General features: G+C 41.3%; 16 protein-coding genes and 1 tRNA gene. 14 read left to right on the plus strand and 3 right to left on the minus strand.

The window, feature by feature from the left end:
• The first annotated feature begins 14 nt into the window (after nucleotides 1-14).
• From H3V11_RS00630 to H3V11_RS00655, 6 genes are all read left to right on the plus strand, one after another.
• Nucleotides 15-554, plus strand: a complete 540-nt coding sequence (locus tag H3V11_RS00630) for a pilus assembly protein PilP (RefSeq protein WP_084584935.1) — start codon at nucleotides 15-17, stop codon at nucleotides 552-554.
• 36 nt (nucleotides 555-590) lie between these two features.
• Nucleotides 591-2774, plus strand: coding sequence for a type IV pilus secretin PilQ (gene pilQ, locus H3V11_RS00635; protein WP_100125899.1), 2184 nt, complete (start codon nucleotides 591-593; stop codon nucleotides 2772-2774).
• Between the two features lie 248 nt (nucleotides 2775-3022).
• Complete coding sequence (locus H3V11_RS00640) at nucleotides 3023-3565, plus strand: shikimate kinase (protein WP_078474768.1); 543 nt, start codon at nucleotides 3023-3025, stop codon at nucleotides 3563-3565.
• Nucleotides 3566-3571: 6 nt separating this feature from the next.
• On the plus strand, nucleotides 3572-4654 hold the full coding sequence (aroB, locus tag H3V11_RS00645) for a 3-dehydroquinate synthase (protein ID WP_198223376.1): 1083 nt from the start codon (nucleotides 3572-3574) through the stop codon (nucleotides 4652-4654).
• 61 nt (nucleotides 4655-4715) lie between these two features.
• The gene (gene trmB, locus H3V11_RS00650; RefSeq protein WP_084586052.1) at nucleotides 4716-5423 is read left to right on the plus strand and encodes a tRNA (guanosine(46)-N7)-methyltransferase TrmB; all 708 of its coding nucleotides are present in this window, start codon (nucleotides 4716-4718) and stop codon (nucleotides 5421-5423) included.
• A 108-nt stretch (nucleotides 5424-5531) separates the two neighbouring features.
• A complete protein-coding gene (locus H3V11_RS00655) occupies nucleotides 5532-6725 on the plus strand; it encodes an amino acid aminotransferase (RefSeq protein WP_198223377.1) in 1194 nt (397 codons plus the stop codon).
• Nucleotides 6726-6823: 98 nt separating this feature from the next.
• Here the strand turns inward: H3V11_RS00655 and H3V11_RS00660 are convergent, their stop codons facing one another.
• From H3V11_RS00660 to H3V11_RS00670, 3 genes are all read right to left on the minus strand, one after another.
• On the minus strand, nucleotides 6824-7399 hold the full coding sequence (locus tag H3V11_RS00660) for an HdeD family acid-resistance protein (protein WP_198208952.1): 576 nt from the start codon (nucleotides 7397-7399) through the stop codon (nucleotides 6824-6826).
• A 72-nt stretch (nucleotides 7400-7471) separates the two neighbouring features.
• The gene (locus H3V11_RS00665; protein ID WP_198223378.1) at nucleotides 7472-7969 is read right to left on the minus strand and encodes a DUF3465 domain-containing protein; all 498 of its coding nucleotides are present in this window, start codon (nucleotides 7967-7969) and stop codon (nucleotides 7472-7474) included.
• Nucleotides 7970-8114: 145 nt separating this feature from the next.
• Entirely contained in the window at nucleotides 8115-9740 is a 1626-nt protein-coding gene (locus tag H3V11_RS00670; RefSeq protein ID WP_198223379.1) for a CTP synthase, read from the minus strand.
• A 157-nt stretch (nucleotides 9741-9897) separates the two neighbouring features.
• Between H3V11_RS00670 and gmk the strand changes: the two genes are divergently transcribed.
• From gmk to H3V11_RS00710, 8 genes are all read left to right on the plus strand, one after another.
• Nucleotides 9898-10509: a guanylate kinase gene (gene gmk, locus H3V11_RS00675; protein ID WP_025331048.1), complete on the plus strand. Its 612-nt coding sequence runs from the start codon at nucleotides 9898-9900 to the stop codon at nucleotides 10507-10509.
• A 50-nt stretch (nucleotides 10510-10559) separates the two neighbouring features.
• A complete protein-coding gene (rpoZ, locus tag H3V11_RS00680) occupies nucleotides 10560-10763 on the plus strand; it encodes a DNA-directed RNA polymerase subunit omega (RefSeq protein WP_025331049.1) in 204 nt (67 codons plus the stop codon).
• A 15-nt stretch (nucleotides 10764-10778) separates the two neighbouring features.
• The gene (locus tag H3V11_RS00685) at nucleotides 10779-13307 is read left to right on the plus strand and encodes a bifunctional (p)ppGpp synthetase/guanosine-3',5'-bis(diphosphate) 3'-pyrophosphohydrolase (RefSeq protein WP_198223380.1); all 2529 of its coding nucleotides are present in this window, start codon (nucleotides 10779-10781) and stop codon (nucleotides 13305-13307) included.
• Between the two features lie 278 nt (nucleotides 13308-13585).
• On the plus strand, nucleotides 13586-13798 hold the full coding sequence (rpsU, locus tag H3V11_RS00690) for a 30S ribosomal protein S21 (protein WP_025331051.1): 213 nt from the start codon (nucleotides 13586-13588) through the stop codon (nucleotides 13796-13798).
• A gap of 173 nt (nucleotides 13799-13971) precedes the next feature.
• Entirely contained in the window at nucleotides 13972-14415 is a 444-nt protein-coding gene (locus H3V11_RS00695) for a GatB/YqeY domain-containing protein (RefSeq protein WP_025331052.1), read from the plus strand.
• A gap of 82 nt (nucleotides 14416-14497) precedes the next feature.
• Complete coding sequence (gene dnaG / locus H3V11_RS00700) at nucleotides 14498-16282, plus strand: DNA primase (RefSeq protein ID WP_198223381.1); 1785 nt, start codon at nucleotides 14498-14500, stop codon at nucleotides 16280-16282.
• A gap of 60 nt (nucleotides 16283-16342) precedes the next feature.
• The gene (rpoD, locus tag H3V11_RS00705; protein WP_084547389.1) at nucleotides 16343-18298 is read left to right on the plus strand and encodes an RNA polymerase sigma factor RpoD; all 1956 of its coding nucleotides are present in this window, start codon (nucleotides 16343-16345) and stop codon (nucleotides 18296-18298) included.
• Nucleotides 18299-18399: 101 nt separating this feature from the next.
• Nucleotides 18400-18475 (plus strand) — tRNA-Ile (locus H3V11_RS00710).
• The last annotated feature ends 674 nt before the right edge of the window (nucleotides 18476-19149 follow it).

Genomic DNA, 19149 nt, shown 5'->3' on the forward strand with positions numbered 1-19149 from the left:
GCAACGGATAAATTATGAATAAATATTTACTTTTTCTTGGTCTTTTCGCATTAGGTGCCTGTTCTTCAGCAAATGAAGATTTACATGAATGGATGCAAAATACCAGACAGCAGGTAAAAACTCAGAATGTTAAACCTAATGAAACCAAGTTAAATATTCAGCCTACTTATACGCCACCTGTACAACCAAAACTAAATATTTTTGATCCGGCAAGATTTAAAGCCGGGGTTCAGGGTTCGAATGCACCAGATTTAAACCGACCTAAACAAATTCTGGAAAATTTTTCATTAGATGAATTACATTACGTTGGATTGATAAAGGGTGCAGGTAAAGCTCCTTCCGCATTTATTGCTGTAGACGGACATGTATATACCGTTAATGTGGGAAATTATCTCGGACAAAGTTTCGGACGTATTACGGCAATAACGCAAGATGAAATTGTTATTTCAGAATTAGTTGAAGATTCGTACGGTAACTGGACAACACATCGTGCCAGCTTACCTTTACAGGCTGCAGACAGCACCTCCACGGAAACATCCGAACAAGACGACTGATACAAGTAACCCATTTAAGAATAAAAGGTACCAAATATGAAAATGAAAACCATATCTATTTTATCCACTCTGGGTCTGGGTTTACTGAGTCAGAGTATAATGGCAGGAAATATTACTGCTATTAATGTTGGTGCACTGCAAAATCAACAACGATTGATAAAAATTCATTTTGATAAAGACCCAGCACTACCACGGGGTTTTACAACCGAAAATCCTGCACGTATCGCCCTAGATTTTGCAAGTACCGGTTTAACCGTACCGCAGAATCTGCTTAAATTTGATGATTCTGTATTACAGCAGATTGAAGCTGGTCAGACAGCTGACCGGACACGCATCATGCTTTCACTATCAAAAGCAGCACAATATAATGCAACCATAAAAGGTAATGAAGTCTGGGTTTATGTACAAGACCCGCTTCCGGTTAAAAACAAAGTAAAAAATAAACAAGTTTCTGTTGCTGCAGATCCTGCCCCAGTATTCAATGCACCATATCCGACATCTAATATAACTGAACAAGTAGTTAACCGTCAGACTTCCAGTGCAGCTGATAATACCTACAATGTTGCTGATCCTGTTCCGGTTAATGTAGATTTTCAAAAAGGTAAAAACGGTAATGGTGTGGTTTCCATTATCGGATTGAATGGCAAAGCACAGCCAACCATTAAAAGTAACGCGGCGACTCTTACTTTAACCTATAAAAATGTTCCCTTATTAACTGAACAGCAACGTAACTTAGATGTTACCGATTTCAGTACACCAGTACGAGCCATACGCTTACGCAGAATCGGTAACGACACTGAAGTCAGCATTCAGATGCAGGGTGACTGGGACTATACTCAAATGACAAGCGGCAATAATCTTGTCCTGCAGATTTCACGCAAATTTGATGTAGAAAATAAGGGAATACAAGCTAATAATAAATCATTTAAAGGTAAACGCGTATCTCTGGATTTTCAGGATATCGATGTCCGCACTATTTTACAAATTCTGGCAAAAGAATCTGGGATGAATATCGTCGCCAGTGACAGTGTTCAGGGTAAAATGACCATTTCATTGAAAGATGTTCCATGGGATCAGGCTCTGAATCTGGTTATGGAAACACGAAATCTTGATATGCGTCGTGAAGGAAATGTTATCAACATTGCTCCGCGTGATGAATTCATGTCCAGAGATACTGCCTCTCTTGAACAACAAAAGAAACTGGATGATTTAGGTCCGTTAATTTCTCAGACGTTCCAGCTCAAATACCGCAGTGTAGAGGACTTTAAAAAAATATTGCATTTGTCAGATGACGGTAGCTCAAGCGATAGTAAAAGTATTTTGAGCCCTCGCGGGAGTGCCTTACTCGATCCGGCAACTAACACTTTAATTATTACTGATATTAGTAGTGTAATTAAAAAATTTGAAAAACTGATAGCTCAGGTTGATATTTCTTCTCAGCAAGTATTAATTGAAGCAAGAATTGTTGAAACTACAGATAGTTTCGCGCGTGAACTAGGTACCAAGTTCGGTTATACTAGAGGAACTACCCATACTGATATTGGCGGTACAGTTTCTCTTCAGGATGATAATAAAGGTACGACCCGTAATCCGAATTTTGAACTTGGATTTCCAAATATTAATCTAGGTGTAACTAATCCTACTTCCGTTGTATCCTGGGTACATAAATTTGCTTCAGGCGCGTTAGCTTTGGAACTTTCAGCATCTCAGGCTCAAGGTAAAACCAAAATTATTTCTTCACCCCGTGTATTAACTCAGGACCGTAAAGAAGCCAAAATTGAATCAGGTTATGAAGTTCCGTACCAGGAAGCCACTTCAAGTGGCGCCACCTCAACCAGTTTCAAAGATGCTGTCTTAGGGTTGAAAGTAACACCACAGATTACTCCTGACGGCAATATCATTATGACATTGAATGTACAGAATGATCGTCCGATTGCCTGTTCAAATGTCGCACCGGATGTACTTCGTTCAGGCGATATCTGTATGCAAAAACGCAATGTTGTTACTCAGACCATGATTGAAAATGGTGGAACATTAATCATTGGCGGCATTTACAATGAAAATAATGAAAATAGTATAGATAAAATACCTTTATTAGGTGATATTCCGGGCATTGGTAATTTATTTAAACACAGAAAAAATACCCAGCAACGTAATGAATTACTTGTTTTCATTACACCTCGGGTAGTTGATTCTTCTAGCGCACCTTTGAAATATTAATTAACCTTTTCACCAAAAACTTAGCCAGCCTGTAAAACAGGCTGGCTTTTTAATTATTAAATATCAACAAGGAAAAAAACATTTATTAAAGTTATATTTTCTATTTATCAAATATAACTACTTTCCTCGCTATTATTTTTTAAAGTTAGAAAAACAAAAATATACTCATTTACAGATTATGCTATTCATCAAGTATCTACATCAGTTTACTAATGCATAAACTACAGCTCTCAGTTACAATAACAGACATGGATAATATAGCTGGCAATCTGATTCTGATCGGTTTGATGGGAGCAGGTAAAACTACTCTTGGTAAACAACTGGCAACAAAATTACATCGCGATTTTTACGATAGCGATCAAGTAATATGTGAACGTACTGGCGTATCTATTCCCACTATTTTTGAAGTTGAAGGAGAAGCCGGTTTTCGGTTTCGAGAAGCGGCGATTATCAGCGAGCTAGTGCAGCAAAAAAATATTGTTATTGCCACTGGTGGCGGTACTATTTTACAAATCGAAAACCGACTTAAACTGCAACAAAATGGTCACGTTGTTTACCTACATGCACAACCAGAAATACTGTTAAGTAGAATTCAGCACGACAAAAACCGACCACTACTTCAAGTTTCTGATCCTCTGGCAAAATTGCAAGAACTATATACCGTACGTGATCCTATCTATCGTGCAACAGCCCATACCATAATAGATGTAGACAGTCCTTATAGCTCCAAGACGATTAATCGATTAATTAGATTATTACGATACCCCTCTCAACAACTCTCTCTTTTATAACCCATCATGTATACCCTTTCTGTTGCAACTGCTTCACACCAGTACCCGATATTTATTGGCAGTGATCTACTGAAATCCGCACAAAATATTCTTGCTCCTTATTTAAATCATAAGATTGCCATTGTTACCAATGTAACCGTTGCTGAATTGTATCTACCTCAGTGGCAGCAAATCATGAATCAGGCAGGTTATGATTATTTCAGTATTATTCTGCCAGACGGAGAACGGTATAAAAATTGGGAAACTCTCAATTTAATTTATGATGGTTTGATGCAAAACCGTGCAGAACGCCAAACCACTTTATTGGCTTTAGGAGGAGGTGTAATTGGGGATATGGTTGGTTTTGCCGCTGCGACCTATCAGCGCGGCGCACCTTTTATCCAGATTCCTACAACACTGCTCAGTCAGGTAGATTCATCAGTTGGCGGTAAAACAGCAATCAATCATCCTTTAGGAAAAAATATGATTGGAGCGTTTTATCAACCCCAAGCCGTATTTATTGACTTAAACAGTTTGCAAACATTACCAGCACGTGAATTTTCTGCCGGTTTAGCAGAAGTAATCAAGTATGCCGTATTAGGTGATATCGAATTTCTTCAATGGCTGGAAAATAACATCACCGCATTAATGGCACAGAGTCCAACAATACTGGCTGAGGCCGTTTATCGTTGCTGTCAGATGAAAGCTGAAATTGTTGGTGCCGATGAAAAAGAAGCCGGTATCCGTGCTTATTTAAATCTGGGACATACATTCGGTCATGCCATCGAAGCAGAAATGGGTTATGGTAACTGGCTGCATGGAGAAGCTGTGGCTGCCGGTACAGTACTTGCCTGCCGTTTATCTGAGCAACTGGGTTATTTGAACAAAAAAGATACGGAGCGTGTGATTGCATTATTAAATCAGGCCAAGCTACCCGTTCTCCCTCCGGCGATGTCACTTAAGGCATGGTTTGGACATATGAGCCATGATAAAAAAGTAATTGATGGAAAATTACGTTTTGTTGCACTCAGACAACTTGGGCAGGCAATGATAGCTGATGATATTGTAACCGAAACACTAGCCACAACTCTGAAACCCTATATCTTGTGAAGCATGTTAGAATCTGCGCCTAATTCTATCATCGACTTTTACATTAAACACAAGATAAAGTATGACTAATCAATCCGATCTCCAGGCGGAAAATAATCACGATCATAAGCGCAGCATCCGCAGTTTTGTTCTTCGTCAAGGCCATATGACAGCTGCCCAGCAACGCGCCATTGATACTCAATGGCCACTTTTTGGTATTGATTTTAACCAAAATCAAATTGATTTAGATACCATTTTCAATCGTCCTTCACCGAAAATTCTAGAAATTGGCTTTGGGATGGGAGTAGCTACAGCTGCAATTGCCCAAAACCTGCCTGAGTGTGATTTTCTGGCTATTGATGTACACGGCCCGGGCGTAGGTAATCTGCTAAAACTGATTCAGGAACAAAATATTCAGAATATACGGGTGATGCGCCACGATGCGGTGGAGGTCGTTAATTACATGCTCCATGATAATAGTTTGCATGGGATTCATATTTTCTTTCCTGATCCATGGCATAAAAAACGCCATAATAAACGACGTCTGATTCAGATACCTTTTATTGCCCAATTACTTCCCAAACTGAAACCAAACGGCTATATCCATTTGGCTACCGACTGGCAGGAATATGCCGATCAGATGCTTGAAGTGCTATCTGGCTTCCCTGATTTACAAAATACTGCTGAAGATTTTGCTGCTACTCCGGCCTACCGTCCGGAAACTAAATTTGAAGCACGCGGAAAACGTCTGGGACACGGTGTGTGGGATTTGATTTTTGTAAAAAAATAACATCAAGAATTAATAAAAAGTAAAGACATTTAAGGTACAATCAACCTGATTGCATTGCGGCAATTCTTTTTTCTGTTAAATAATATTGCTGTCTTCTAAGGAACTGAGATGTTTCAGAATGTCGAATACTATCCGGGCGATCCCATTCTGGGTCTGATGGATCAATACAAACAAGATTCACGTAATCAGAAAGTAAATTTGGGTGTTGGTGTTTATTATGATGATACCGGCCATGTCCCAGTACTGGAATGCGTTAGCACCGTAGAATCGCAACTGGTTAAAGAAAATTTACCACATGATTACCTGCCTATGGACGGACTGCCCGGTTATCGCCAGGCCTGCCAGAAATTATTACTTGGCAGTGAACATGAAGCTATTAAAAGTGCACGAGTTGCTACCATTGCCAGCCTTGGTGGTTCAGGTGCACTGCGCGTCGGTGCTGAATTTATTCACCGTTGGTTTCCTCAGGCAAAAGTTTATGTCAGCAATCCTACCTGGGGTAACCACATCAGTATTTTTGAGGGTGCAGGCATAGAAGTACTAAAATACCCCTACTATGATCCTGAAACAATTGGCATTAAATTTACAGAATTAAAACAATTCCTTCAGCAACTGGATGCAGGCAATATTATTTTGTTACATCCGTGCTGCCATAATCCTACCGGTGTAGACCCAAGCCAAGAACAATGGGATGAGCTGCTTGAGATTATCAAACAAAAACAACTTATCCCTTTTATGGATATAGCATATCAGGGCTTTGGTGACGATATAGAAACCGATACCTATGCTATTCGTAAAGCTGTTGATTTAGGCTTATGTGTTTATATCAGCAACTCTTTTTCTAAAAATCTTTCAATGTACGGCGAGCGAGTGGGTGGTCTAAGTATTGTCTGCCCGACAGCTGAAGAAGCCCGTCTTGTACAAAGTCAGCTTAAATTTACTGTACGCCGTTTATATTCAAGCCCTCCTGCTCACGGCGGTCATCTCGTTGACCGTGTAATGAACAATAATCAGTTATTCAAGCAATGGGAACAGGAAGTCTATATGATGCGCGATCGTATTCGCGCTATGCGCAGCCGTTTGCATGAAGTCTTACAGGCAAAATTCCCAGAGCGCGATTTCAGCTATTTTGTAAAACAACGGGGTATGTTTAGCTTCACTGGTCTGAATCCGCAGCAGGTTGAACGTCTGAAAAGCGAATTTGGTGTATATATGGTTGAAAATGGTCGTATGTGTATGGCTGGATTAAATAGCAGTAATATAGAATACGTAGCCAATGCAATGGTTGCTGTATTAAAGTAATTAGTGTTTGAACAATGAAACTGGCTGATTATTAATTAATCAGCCAGTTTCATTATTTGTATTACCAACACAGTAAATTCAATTACAAAATAAATTTCTTAATTGGTTGGATGGATAGCAAACCGGCGCAACCGGAAAGCCAATGCAATATTCATGACACCGAATAATGCTGCATAAACACCAATTACCCAAGTTAATGCTATACCGCCCTGCACTGGATCAATTAACAGAATAATACCCACCAAAACCGATAAGATACCGGCAATAATCATCCACCATTCACCCTGAATAGTCTTGCGTAAACGTATTGCAGTTATAATTTGGAATATACCGGATATCAAAGCCCAAGCAGCAATAAATGTAATTAAAACCAGCCAGGTAATTCCCGGAACAAAAAATGTCAGGATACCGGCCAGAATACTTACAATACCCCAAATCAGCATTAACCACCAATCCTGATGACTTTTTCGACCATTAATAGAAATGATTACGCCCATTACACCATCTATTAAAGCATAAACACCGAAGAATATAACCATGACCATTATAGTTATGAATGGATAGAACCACGTTAGCAATCCAAAAATCAATGCAGCAATCCCACGTAAAAGTACTATCCACCAATTTTTTGAAAGTAAATTAGCTAACGGACTGCGAAATGTAAAATTATTCACAATATTTCCTTTAATTAAATGTCCATTTCTAAATGATAAAATATTAATGGATAAGATATCAATAAACGATTGCTATTGATAACGCTTATTTTTATATAACAGCCAGCCATCATGATGACGATGCTTTGGATCATGGTGTGTCCAATGGACTAATCCGCCACGGTTGTTACTGATATATTCACCAGAAAAGCCAACTGTGTCATCACGCTGCAAATCATTCAGCCTCGGCGCTATATCAATATTATGCACTATTAAAACCGTACTATCTGTGCCTGTACGCAGTATAAAACGCTGATGACGACTGCCTTTATTATCATCAGGTAATGTTTTAATAACTTTACCTTCTCCATATACCTGTACTTTATCAAGATTTTCTTTTTGAGCTTGCTCAATCGACACACTCTCCTTTGAATTACTTGCAACAGGTGCTGCAGTAAAACTATGCCGCATAGATTTAAAAGATTTAATTACCTGTTCCTGTGCCTGGCTTTTTGGCTGCTCGTCTGTTGTGCTTTGCAACCACAACCATAAGCCCAGTGCCACAATAACCAGCAAAATAACTTTCTTCATAAGTAAAATTTTGATGTGCAGTTAGTAATAATTTAATTCATCATACAAAATGTTATCAGTGATAGCAAAATTAATGTTGATATAAATAAAAAATCAGGCTATCTGGAAATCCGGATAGCCTGATTCTAATAAAAACTATAATAATTTATTTTTTATAAGCTAATGCTGCTTTAATAAAGGCTGTAAACAAAGGATGGCCATTTTTTGGTGTTGAAGTAAACTCAGGATGAAACTGACATGCGAAAAACCAAGGGTGATTCGGTAATTCAATTGTTTCAACCAAATGCTCATGCCCGGTAGATACACCACCAATAACCAAACCAGCCTGTTCTAACTGTGGCACATAATAGTTATTAACTTCATAACGATGACGATGACGCTCGCGAATCAACTCATTACCATAAATGTTTCTCGCCAATGAGCCGTCAGCCAGTTTAACTTTTTGTGCGCCTAAACGCATCGTACCGCCAAGATTAGTATTAACATCGCGCTTTTCAATCTGCCCGTCTCTATCCTGCCACTCACTAATCAAAGCAACAACAGGATGCTGGGTTTTCAGATCAAATTCAGTTGAATTGGCCCCATCCAGATTAGCCACATCACGTGCATATTCAATCAGCGCGATTTGCATGCCCAGACAGATACCCAGATAAGGAATTTGCTTTTCACGCGCATAACGAACAGCAGCGATTTTCCCTTCAACACCACGCGTACCGAAACCACCGGGAACCAGTATGGCATCCATGTCTTCTAAGCAGGCCGTTCCTTCTGTTTCCAGAGCTTCACTATCAATATAATGAATATCTACTTCAGTTTCGGTCTGAATACCGGCATGCTTTAAAGCTTCCGACAAAGATTTATATGACTCAGTTAAATCGACATATTTGCCGACCATGGCAATTTTTACTTTGTGTTTCGGATGTTGTACTAAATAAACAATCTTATTCCATGCAGTCAGATCGGCCTGCTGAACATTCAGTTGCAGCTGCTCACAGATAATATTGTCAATACCCTGATCATGAAGCATTGCCGGCACTTCATAAATGCTATTAACATCATAACAGCTTATAACCGCACGCTCTTCAACATTACAGAATAAAGCGATCTTACGTTTTTCTTCTTCCGGCATCGGCCGGTCCATACGGCAGATAAGCACATCCGGCTGAATACCGATTTCACGTAATTCTTTAACGGAATGCTGGGTCGGTTTGGTTTTTATCTCACCTGCGGCCGCAATATACGGTACATAGGAAAGATGAACAAAAAGGGTATTGGTTCGTCCCTGCTGGCTGCGCATTTGTCTGATGGCTTCCAGAAAAGGCAAAGACTCGATATCACCTACCGTACCTCCAATTTCGACAATCGCCACATCGAAACCGGCAGCACCTTCATGAATTTTGCGTTTGATTTCATCAGTAATGTGGGGAATAACCTGAACCGTACCCCCCAGATAATCACCACGGCGTTCTTTATGAATTACACTTTCATACACCTGGCCGGATGTAAAATTATTGCGCTTTTGCATCGTAGCATCAATAAAGCGCTCGTAATGCCCGAGATCCAGATCTGTTTCAGCACCATCATCAGTAACAAATACTTCCCCATGCTGAAAAGGACTCATTGTACCCGGATCAACATTAATATATGGATCCAGTTTAAGCATGGTTACTTTTAAACCACGGGATTCTAAAATAGCAGCAGTAGACGCAGCGGCAATGCCTTTACCCAGTGAAGAGACCACACCGCCAGTTACAAAAATAAACTTGGTCATGACAATCAGCAGGAAATTGAATTGAGCATTTTAGCCGAAAACAGCATGAAATGAAAGATACTGCCCGGTCACATAAAGAGTGAGAATATTATCTCCGGATTGGCGCAATAATCACGGTTGTGGCATAATTAATCACCGTAACCGCTAAATTTTTATTATGTTGCAATCTGGACATATTTTCATTGTTTCCGCCGCTTCCGGAACAGGCAAAACCACTCTGGTTTCACGTCTGAGTGCCTGTCAGCCTGATATCCGTATTTCTATCTCCCACACTACCAGAATGCCGCGAGATGGAGAGCAGAATGGCATTCATTACCATTTTGTCAGCCGTGATGAATTTGAGCAAATGATTGCTGCCAATGCCTTCATAGAACATGCAAATGTCTATGGTAATTATTACGGCACCAGTTTAAAAGCTGTTGAGTCATTATCAAAACAGGGCTATAACGTTATTCTGGAAATAGATGTGCAGGGTGCTGAACAGATCCGCCGTTTATTACCGGAAGCCACCAGCATTTTTATTCTGCCTCCGTCAATGGCTGAACTGAACGAACGTCTGCGAAACAGAGGCACAGATAGTGAAGATGTAATAGCCTACCGGCTGGAAAAATCACGTGAAGAAATAGAGCAAAGCCTGTTATTCGATTATGTGATTGTTAATGAAGAGATTACACAGGCAGAAAATGACCTGCTGGCGATTATTCGCTCAGTTGGCTTGCGTGCCAAAGCACAAAGCCAGACAATTATACAAATTTTATCCGAAAAATAATTTATTTACCTTTTATTACTTATCCTGATATCAGGAATGGAACTCAGATTATGGCTCGTATCACTGTAGAAGATTGTATCGGACGTATTCCGAATCATTTTGACCTGACCATGATAGCTGCTTTACGCGCCCGTCAGCTTGCCAACGGCGCTACTGCACTGGTCGAAGAAGATCATGATAAACCGACTGTCATTGCATTGCGCGAAATTGCCGGCGGACAAATCGGAACAGAATTACTTAACCAGCAAAAATAATACAGGCAAACAGCCATGTATCCCCCCAGCGTGCCTTATAAACCACCAGTAAACCAATGGCGAGATAATCTTTTCGCACATACAGAATATCTGAATAAACAAGAACGCTGGGAATTGCTGGAACAGGCATGCGCCTATATATATTCTCTTGCAGACAAAACTGGCAAAACTGCATTACTGGAACGCAGTTTTGCCATTACTACATCTCTTGCACAAAATCTGCACAGAGTACAGGCTCTTGTTGCCGTTTTAATCAAAATTGCTTTTGAAGATTTAGGTACTTCAGATTCTCACCTGCCAAGCCATGCATTAGGACAGGTGGGGATGAAAATTTTAAACGAAATTAATACCTCAGCATATACCGATATTGCCTCACAACTTAAATGCTGTGAGCAGCAAATAGAAAACAGCTATCATGCCATTATTGCCGAGGCACAGAATAAATTATTGCACACCGCATCCTACCTCGGAAAAGATGATCTGCGATTACTTGGCAAAGCCTGCGAATTCGGTGCAACTGCACATCAGGGACAGTTTCGCAATAGTGGCCTGCCCTATATTACTCATCCCATAGCGGTGGCAACACAACTGGCTGAATGGCATGTAGACATTCAGGCTTTATGTGCAGGCGTATTACACGACGTACTGGAAGATACCGGTACCACCAAAGAAGAAATTATAGCCGTATTCGGAGAAACCATAGCCAATATGGTTGACGGTCTATCGAAACTGGAAAAGCTTGAATATAACAGCCAGCAGGAAGCACAGGCTGAAAGTTTCCGCAAGCTTATTATGGCAATGACACAGGACGTACGGGTGATCATTGTCAAGCTGTCAGACCGGCTGCACAATATGCGCACGCTGTCTGCAAAAAAACCAGCCAGCCGAAGACGTATTGCTCAGGAAACTATGGAAATCTATGCGCAGCTGGCCAATCGCATCGGATTAAACCATGTTTACCGCGAATTACAGGACCTGGCATTCAAGCATTTGTATCCGCATCGCTATGAAGTTCTTGCCAAAGCTATTCAGTCATCCCGGCGTAACCGGCGTGACGTGGTCGGAAAAGTACTGCGCGCATTCAGTCAGCGTCTGGTTAGTGCCAATATCGAGGCACAGGTAAGAGGTCGAGAAAAAAATCTTTATAGCATATATGAAAAAATGCGCCGGAAAAATCTCCACTTTGCCGACGTAATGGATATATATGCATTCAGAGTTATCGTTAATAATATACCAGCCTGCTATACCGCTTTAGGCGTGTTGCATAATCTTTACAAGCCTAAGCCGGGAAGAATTAAAGACTATATTGCCATCCCTAAAAATAATGGTTACCAGAGTCTGCATACCATACTGGTAGGTCCGTATGGTCTGCCAATTGAAGTACAGATTCGTACACATGAAATGGATACCATTGCCGAACGGGGTATAGCCAGTTACTGGATGCACAAAGATGGTGAGCAGAATAGCTTTGATCAGGCTCAGATGCGTACTAATCAATGGCTGCAAAGCATACTTGATATTCAGGCACATAGTGCTAACGCCATTGAATTCTTTGAACACGTAAAAACTGATCTATTTCCAAACGAGGTCTACGTTTTCACCCCCAAAGGCAAAATCATTACCTTACCGGAAGGTGCCACACCAGTGGATTTTGCCTATGCAGTCCACACCGGCATTGGTAATCGTACTGTTTCAGCACGTATTAATCACAATCTCATGCCATTACGTACCCGGCTGCACACTGGTGACACAGTAGAAATCATTACCTCCAGCAACGGTCATCCTACCCCGGCATGGCTTGACTTTGCCGTTTCCAGCCATGCACGCAGCGCCATTCGCAGCCAGATTAAAAAAATGAATCGCTCAGATGCTATCCGTCTGGGTGAGAAATTATTACAAAAAGCACTCTCCAGCCTGTTACCAGAAAACGTTTTACTTTCAGACAGCCTGAAAGATAAATATCTGGCCGATTTACAACAGAAAAATACTTCCTTTGAAAATATCCTGTGCGAAGTTGGTATGGGATTGTTGCAACCGGTTTCTATAGCCATGCACATCGCAGAGCTGGCCGGAGAACACTTTAACAACACCATTAAACTGGCACCCATTAATCTTACCGGCAATGAATCTACCCATATTCATCTGGCTAAATGCTGCCACCCTATTCCCGGTGATACTATTAAAGCCTTATTAATCAAAGATCAGGGAATCATCATCCATCGTGATACCTGCAATACCATTCTGAAAACAGATCCTGAGCTTCAGCTTGATGCTAACTGGGATATTATGCAGGCAAGCAACTATCAAACAACACTGTGTCTGAATGCAATCGACAGTCATGGCTTACTGGCCACTATTGCTCAGGCTATTTCCTCCAATGGCGGAGATATCAAGTCGGTTGAGACAACATCGAAAAAACTTGAAGGCATTGAGGGATTTATCGAATTTCGCTTTGTTTTACAGGTAAAAGATTTAGACCAGCTGAACCAAATTACACGAGATCTGCACTCTGTACCTCAGATTCGCCGCGTAAACCGCGTCTGAACAATCTTTCCTGATAAATATTCATATATATATCTGTTAAATATCATCTTGACGAACGATATTTAATCAGACATAATTCTGCCTTATTTTTAAAATAAACCTATGTCTGTTATTACTTTGTTTATCACAGATATAGCCATTATTTACACCTTAGGAGGTGATGTTGTAAACGGTTATGCGGTACCGTAAACACCGCCCTAGCCCTAAGTGGCAATATTTAAATATTTAGCTGATTAATAAGTAATCAGCATCAGAACTCATTTATTCAGGAAAAAAACATGCCTTCTGTACGTGTAAAAGAAAATGAACCTTTTGAAGTTGCGATGCGTCGCTTTAAACGCTCTGTTGAAAAAACCGGTCTGATGACCGAACTGCGTGCTCGTGAAGCTTACGAAAAACCAACTACTGAACGTAAACGTAAAAAAGCAGCAGCCGTAAAACGTTTACAGAAACGCTTGCGCAGCCAGCAATTGCCACCAAAATTCTATTAATTGGTAGCTCCGGTTTATCATTTTCTGGTAACCGGAAATAAATACAATTGAAAACAATACCGCAGGCTATTGCTTGCGGTATTTGCATTTTACAGAAATAACTATCTGAAGCACCGCAATTTTAGCAGTATCATACTAAACTAATTTAATTTTTATTTATTGCGAGCATTATTATGAGCCTGAAACAACAACTGCAAGAAGATATGAAAACTGCCTTGCGCAATCATGATTCAGCTACCCTGTCCACCATTCGAATGGCACTGGCTGCAATAAAACAGATCGAAGTAGATGAACGAATCGAAGTAGACGATACACGCTTCACAGCTATTATCAGCAAAATGGTTAAACAGCGCAAAGAGTCTGTACGCATGTATACCGAGGCTGGCAGAACTGATCTGGCAGAAAAAGAACAGTCAGAAATCGATTTGCTGCAGAATTATCTACCCAAAATGCTCGACGAAGCTGAAATTGACGCAGCAATTAAAGAAGCCATAACCAGCACAGGCGCTGCGCAGCCAAGTGATATGGGTAAAGTTATGGGTGTACTGAAAAAAACACTGGCCGGTAAAGCTGACATGAGTGAAGTCAGCAAAAAAATCAAACAGCTTTTAAACTAAAAGTTATCTGCATTAACCATAACAGCAGATCAGAAAGACTGTTTTCCAATCTTTCATATTGAAGATAGCAGGCATAGTTGGAATGATTCCCAGTGAATTTATTGACGAATTATTAAATAAAATTGATGTCGTCGATGTAATTGAAGAGTTTGTACCGTTAAAAAAAAGCGGTGCCAACTACATGGCCTGCTGCCCTTTTCACAAAGAAAAATCTCCTTCCTTTTCTGTCAGCCCCAGCAAGCAGTTCTATCATTGCTTTGGCTGCGGTGTACATGGTTCAGCCATTGGCTTTATCATGGAATATCAAGGATTAAGCTTTCAGGAAGCTGTGCAATTTCTGGCCGACCGGATCGGAATGACCGTACCCAGACAGATCGGCAACAGCAACTCACAGGCACATAAAGCCCTTAAACAGCAACAGCAGACACTGGAACAAACCACAGCTGATGCCGCCACCTTTTACCAGCAACAACTTAAAACCTCGCCAAGTGCTCAGAATTACTTACAGCAGCGCGGCCTGAGCGATGAAATCATTCTTCATTATGGTTTGGGCTATGCACCTGATGACTGGCAGGCACTGGCAAAAGTATTCCAGCCCTATCCAAGCAATGCACTGGTAAACAGCGGTATGGTCATTACCAAAGACGACTGCCATTACGACCGATTCCGTAACCGTATTATGTTTCCAATCCGCAGTACCCGTGGTCAGATTATCGGGTTTGGTGCACGCATTCTGGATTCAGGCGAACCTAAATATCTTAATTCACCTGAAACTCCCTTGTTTGATAAAGGGCGTAATCTGTATGGCCTGTATGAAGCACGTGCCGCCATTAAAGAAGCACAGCGTGTACTGGTAGTAGAAGGTTATATGGACGTAGTTGCCCTGGCACAGTTTGGTCTGGGCTATGCAGTAGCCGCACTCGGTACAGCCACCACTGCCGAACATGTGCGCTTACTGATGCGGCAAAGCGATCATATCTATTTTTGCTTTGACGGCGACAACGCAGGTAAAAAAGCAGCCTGGCGGGCTTTAGAAAATGCCTTACCCCAGTTAAAAGACGACAAAATTTTACACTTTCTGTTCTTACCGGCAGAACACGATCCTGACAGTTATGTACGCAGCTATGGATTAAAACCATTTGAAGATGCATTACTCAATCAAAGTCTGCCGCTATCAGCCTATTTCTGGCAGGTACTGACAGAAAATATTGATATGGATACACAGGAAGGCAAAGCGGAGCTGATTAAAACCGCCAGTCCTTTACTGGCGCAAATCAAAGCACCGGCACTTTCTTTTCTGCTGCGTCAGGAACTTAGCCTGAAAGTAGGTATTGATGAACACAATCTGGCACAACTGCTCGGGCAGGAACTACCCAGACCTCAGACTATCAGACAGAAAAGTTATCAATTACCCCGCAATACTTTCCGGCAGCCGCCAGTCATGTCATTAGTGCAAAAGCAGATACGCGCGCTATTGATAAATCCGCAATGGGCCGTATATATAGAACTACCAGAATATCTGGACCTGCACGGCGATTATGCATGCCTCGCCGCGCTGGCTGAACGTATTCAAGCCTCCGTTACCCCGTTAAACAGTGGTGCCGTGCTGGAACTGATGCGTAATACTGAATTTGAACCCGTTATCCGGCAGATTATTCATGATTACATGGATTCACCGGATGTCATGCAGCCAGGCAATGAAGATGACTGCACCACATTCAGACAGGGCATGCAAAAATTACTGGACAACCTTAAAACACAGCAGATTGATGCGTTGAAGCGCAAACTCCAGCATGAGCGACTAAGTGCCGACGAAAAACAGTTACTACTGCTACTTTTAAGTCCGTCCAAAATGCCGTCAGTATAAACCGACGGTTATTGTAAACGCTTGCAGCGACAAAGTCGTTGTGAATACATCGAGTAAAATATGGCAAACTCCACACCTAAGAAATCCACTATTGATACCAGTCAGGAACAGGATGATACTCGCCCGTTAACCGCAGAAGAACAGCGTGCCCGCCTGCGCCAGCTGATTATTCAGGGTAAAGAGCGTGGTTATATTACCTACGCCGAAATCAATGATGCCCTGCCCGACGAAATGTCTGACGCCGATCAGATTGACAACATTGTATCGATGATCTCCGGTCTGGGTATTCAGGTTACAGAAGAAGCTCCTGATGCTGAAAGTCTACTCATGGGCGACAACACCGCCAACATGACCGACGACGATGCAGTAGCAGAAGCAGAAGCAGCACTATCTAATGCCGACAACGAATTCGGACGAACCACCGATCCGGTACGCATGTATATGCGTGAAATGGGACAGGTAGACCTGCTGACCCGTGAAGATGAAATAATCATCGCCAAAAAAATCGAAAATGCCCTGCGTAACATGATTCAGGCCATTTCCGCATGTCCGGGATCAGTAGCAGAAATACTTGCTCTGATTGATGCCGTGCGCAAAGATGAAATCAAAGTAGACGAAATAGTCGAAGCCATTGTCGACCCGCATGAAGAGCTGCTGGATGAACTGGGCATTGGTCTGGATACCAAAAACGAAGACACCGAAATTACTGATGACAGTGATGACAGTGTAGACGTTGATGATGAAGAAAATGATGAAGAGAGTGCAGCACTGGCCGCTTCAGCCAACCTTGAAGAACTGCGCCAGAAAACACTCGAACATTTCGATGGTATTCAAAGCCTGTACGATACTATGGTTGCCACCTTACAGGAAAAAGGCAGTCACCATGCCGATTACCTGAAATTACAGCAGGAAATTGCCGAACAACTGCTACAGGTGCGTTTCGCTACCCGTCAGATTGAAAGCCTGTGCGACAATCTGCGTATGCGCGTTAATCAGGTAAGACAGCTTGAACGCGAGATTCGCGATATTGCCCTGAACCGCGTCCACATGGAACGCGACTATTTTATTAAAAGCTTTACCAATCGTACTACCGACCTGGGCTGGGTAGATGAAGAACTCTCCCTGAACCGCGTATGGAATGAAGCATTGCGCCGTTTTCAGTATGCCATCATCGAAAAACAGACCGAACTGGCCAATCTGGAGCAGTCTGCCCAGATCTCACTGGATGAGCTTAAACAGATTAACAAAAATATGGTGAAAAGCGAGCAGGAAACTGCCGCAGCCAAACAGGAAATGATTCAGGCCAACCTGCGTCTGGTGATTTCCATTGCCAAAAAATACACCAACCGCGGTCTGCAATTTCTCGACCTGATTCAGGAAGGTAACATCGGCCTGATGAAAGCCGTAGATAAATTTGAATATCGCCGCGGCTATAAATTTTCCACCTATGCCACATGGTGGATTCGTCAGGCAATTACCCGCTCTATCGCCGATCAGGCGCGTACCATTCGTATTCCGGTACACATGATTGAAACCATCAACAAAATGAACCGCATCTCCCGCCAGTATCTGCAGGAAAACGGCGAAGAAGCTGATTCTGCCAAACTGGCTGAGCTGATGGAAATGCCGGAAGACAAAATCCGCAAAATCATGAAAATTGCCAAAGAGCCTATTTCAATGGAAACTCCGATTGGTGATGATGATGATTCTCATCTGGGCGACTTTATCGAAGACGCCAATAACGTCGCACCGGCAGATGCAGCCATGTACTCCAGTCTGCGCGAAGTAACCAAAGATGTACTTGAAAGCCTGACTCCGCGCGAAGCCAAAGTACTGCGCATGCGTTTCGGTATCGACATGAATACCGATCATACACTTGAGGAAGTCGGTAAACAGTTTGATGTTACCCGTGAGCGCATCCGTCAGATTGAAGCAAAAGCCCTGCGCAAACTGCGCCACCCTACCCGCTCTGACCGGCTGAAAAGCTTTCTTGATAGTGACGAAAATAAACAATAAACATTTTTTTGTTTAAAACCAGAATCATCCGCCAAGAGCGGATGATTTTTTATGTAAAACCTTGCAATACCCATCCGTATTGGTTACAATACGCGGCTTACGGGTCTGTAGCTCAGGGGTTAGAGCAGGGGACTCATAATCCCTTGGTCGTGGGTTCGAACCCCACTGGACCCACCAAATAACCCATAAAATTCTGTATCAGAAAACAGAGTTTTTATCAAAAAAGCCGCTGAAAGCGGCTTTTTATTGCTTATTAAAATTATATGCACAAATAATAAACACTGTAATTTTTATTATACAGACACGCATTTTCATTCAATACTCACAGAAAACACACCCTATAAATATTTTAAGCTAAAAATTATGTTTATTATATTCCGCAAATAGTATTTTAAAATATAGCTACTAAAAAATTGTTTAATTATGATTTTTATCATCTATATGCGGAATATATTTCAGACCGGATGATACATTTACATTAAAACAGTAACTTTCATTTAACATTTATTCATCATAAAAAAACTTTGGTTAATCATACTTTATAACAGACACATTTCTCCGAATTTAGCTTTAACAGATCAACTAATCATATTTTAAAAATTAACATAAAATTATTAATTTTAGAATAAAATCCTTTTTACATGCATATAGTTGCACAATTAATACACTTATTCCTGATTTTTAATCTTTTTTTTTAATTATCCGTAAATCTTGCGCCAGTACTAGCTACTATTCCGGCAATATTACTTAAACATAAAACAAAAAAACTGATAAATAACAACAATTTTTATTAACATTTTTAATTCTCACAATCACACCCAGTGTTATTAATCTGGAGAACGTTATAACTT

It is taken from the genome of Snodgrassella sp. W8158 (genome assembly GCF_016100435.1).
Lineage (GTDB): Bacteria > Pseudomonadota > Gammaproteobacteria > Burkholderiales > Neisseriaceae > Snodgrassella > Snodgrassella alvi.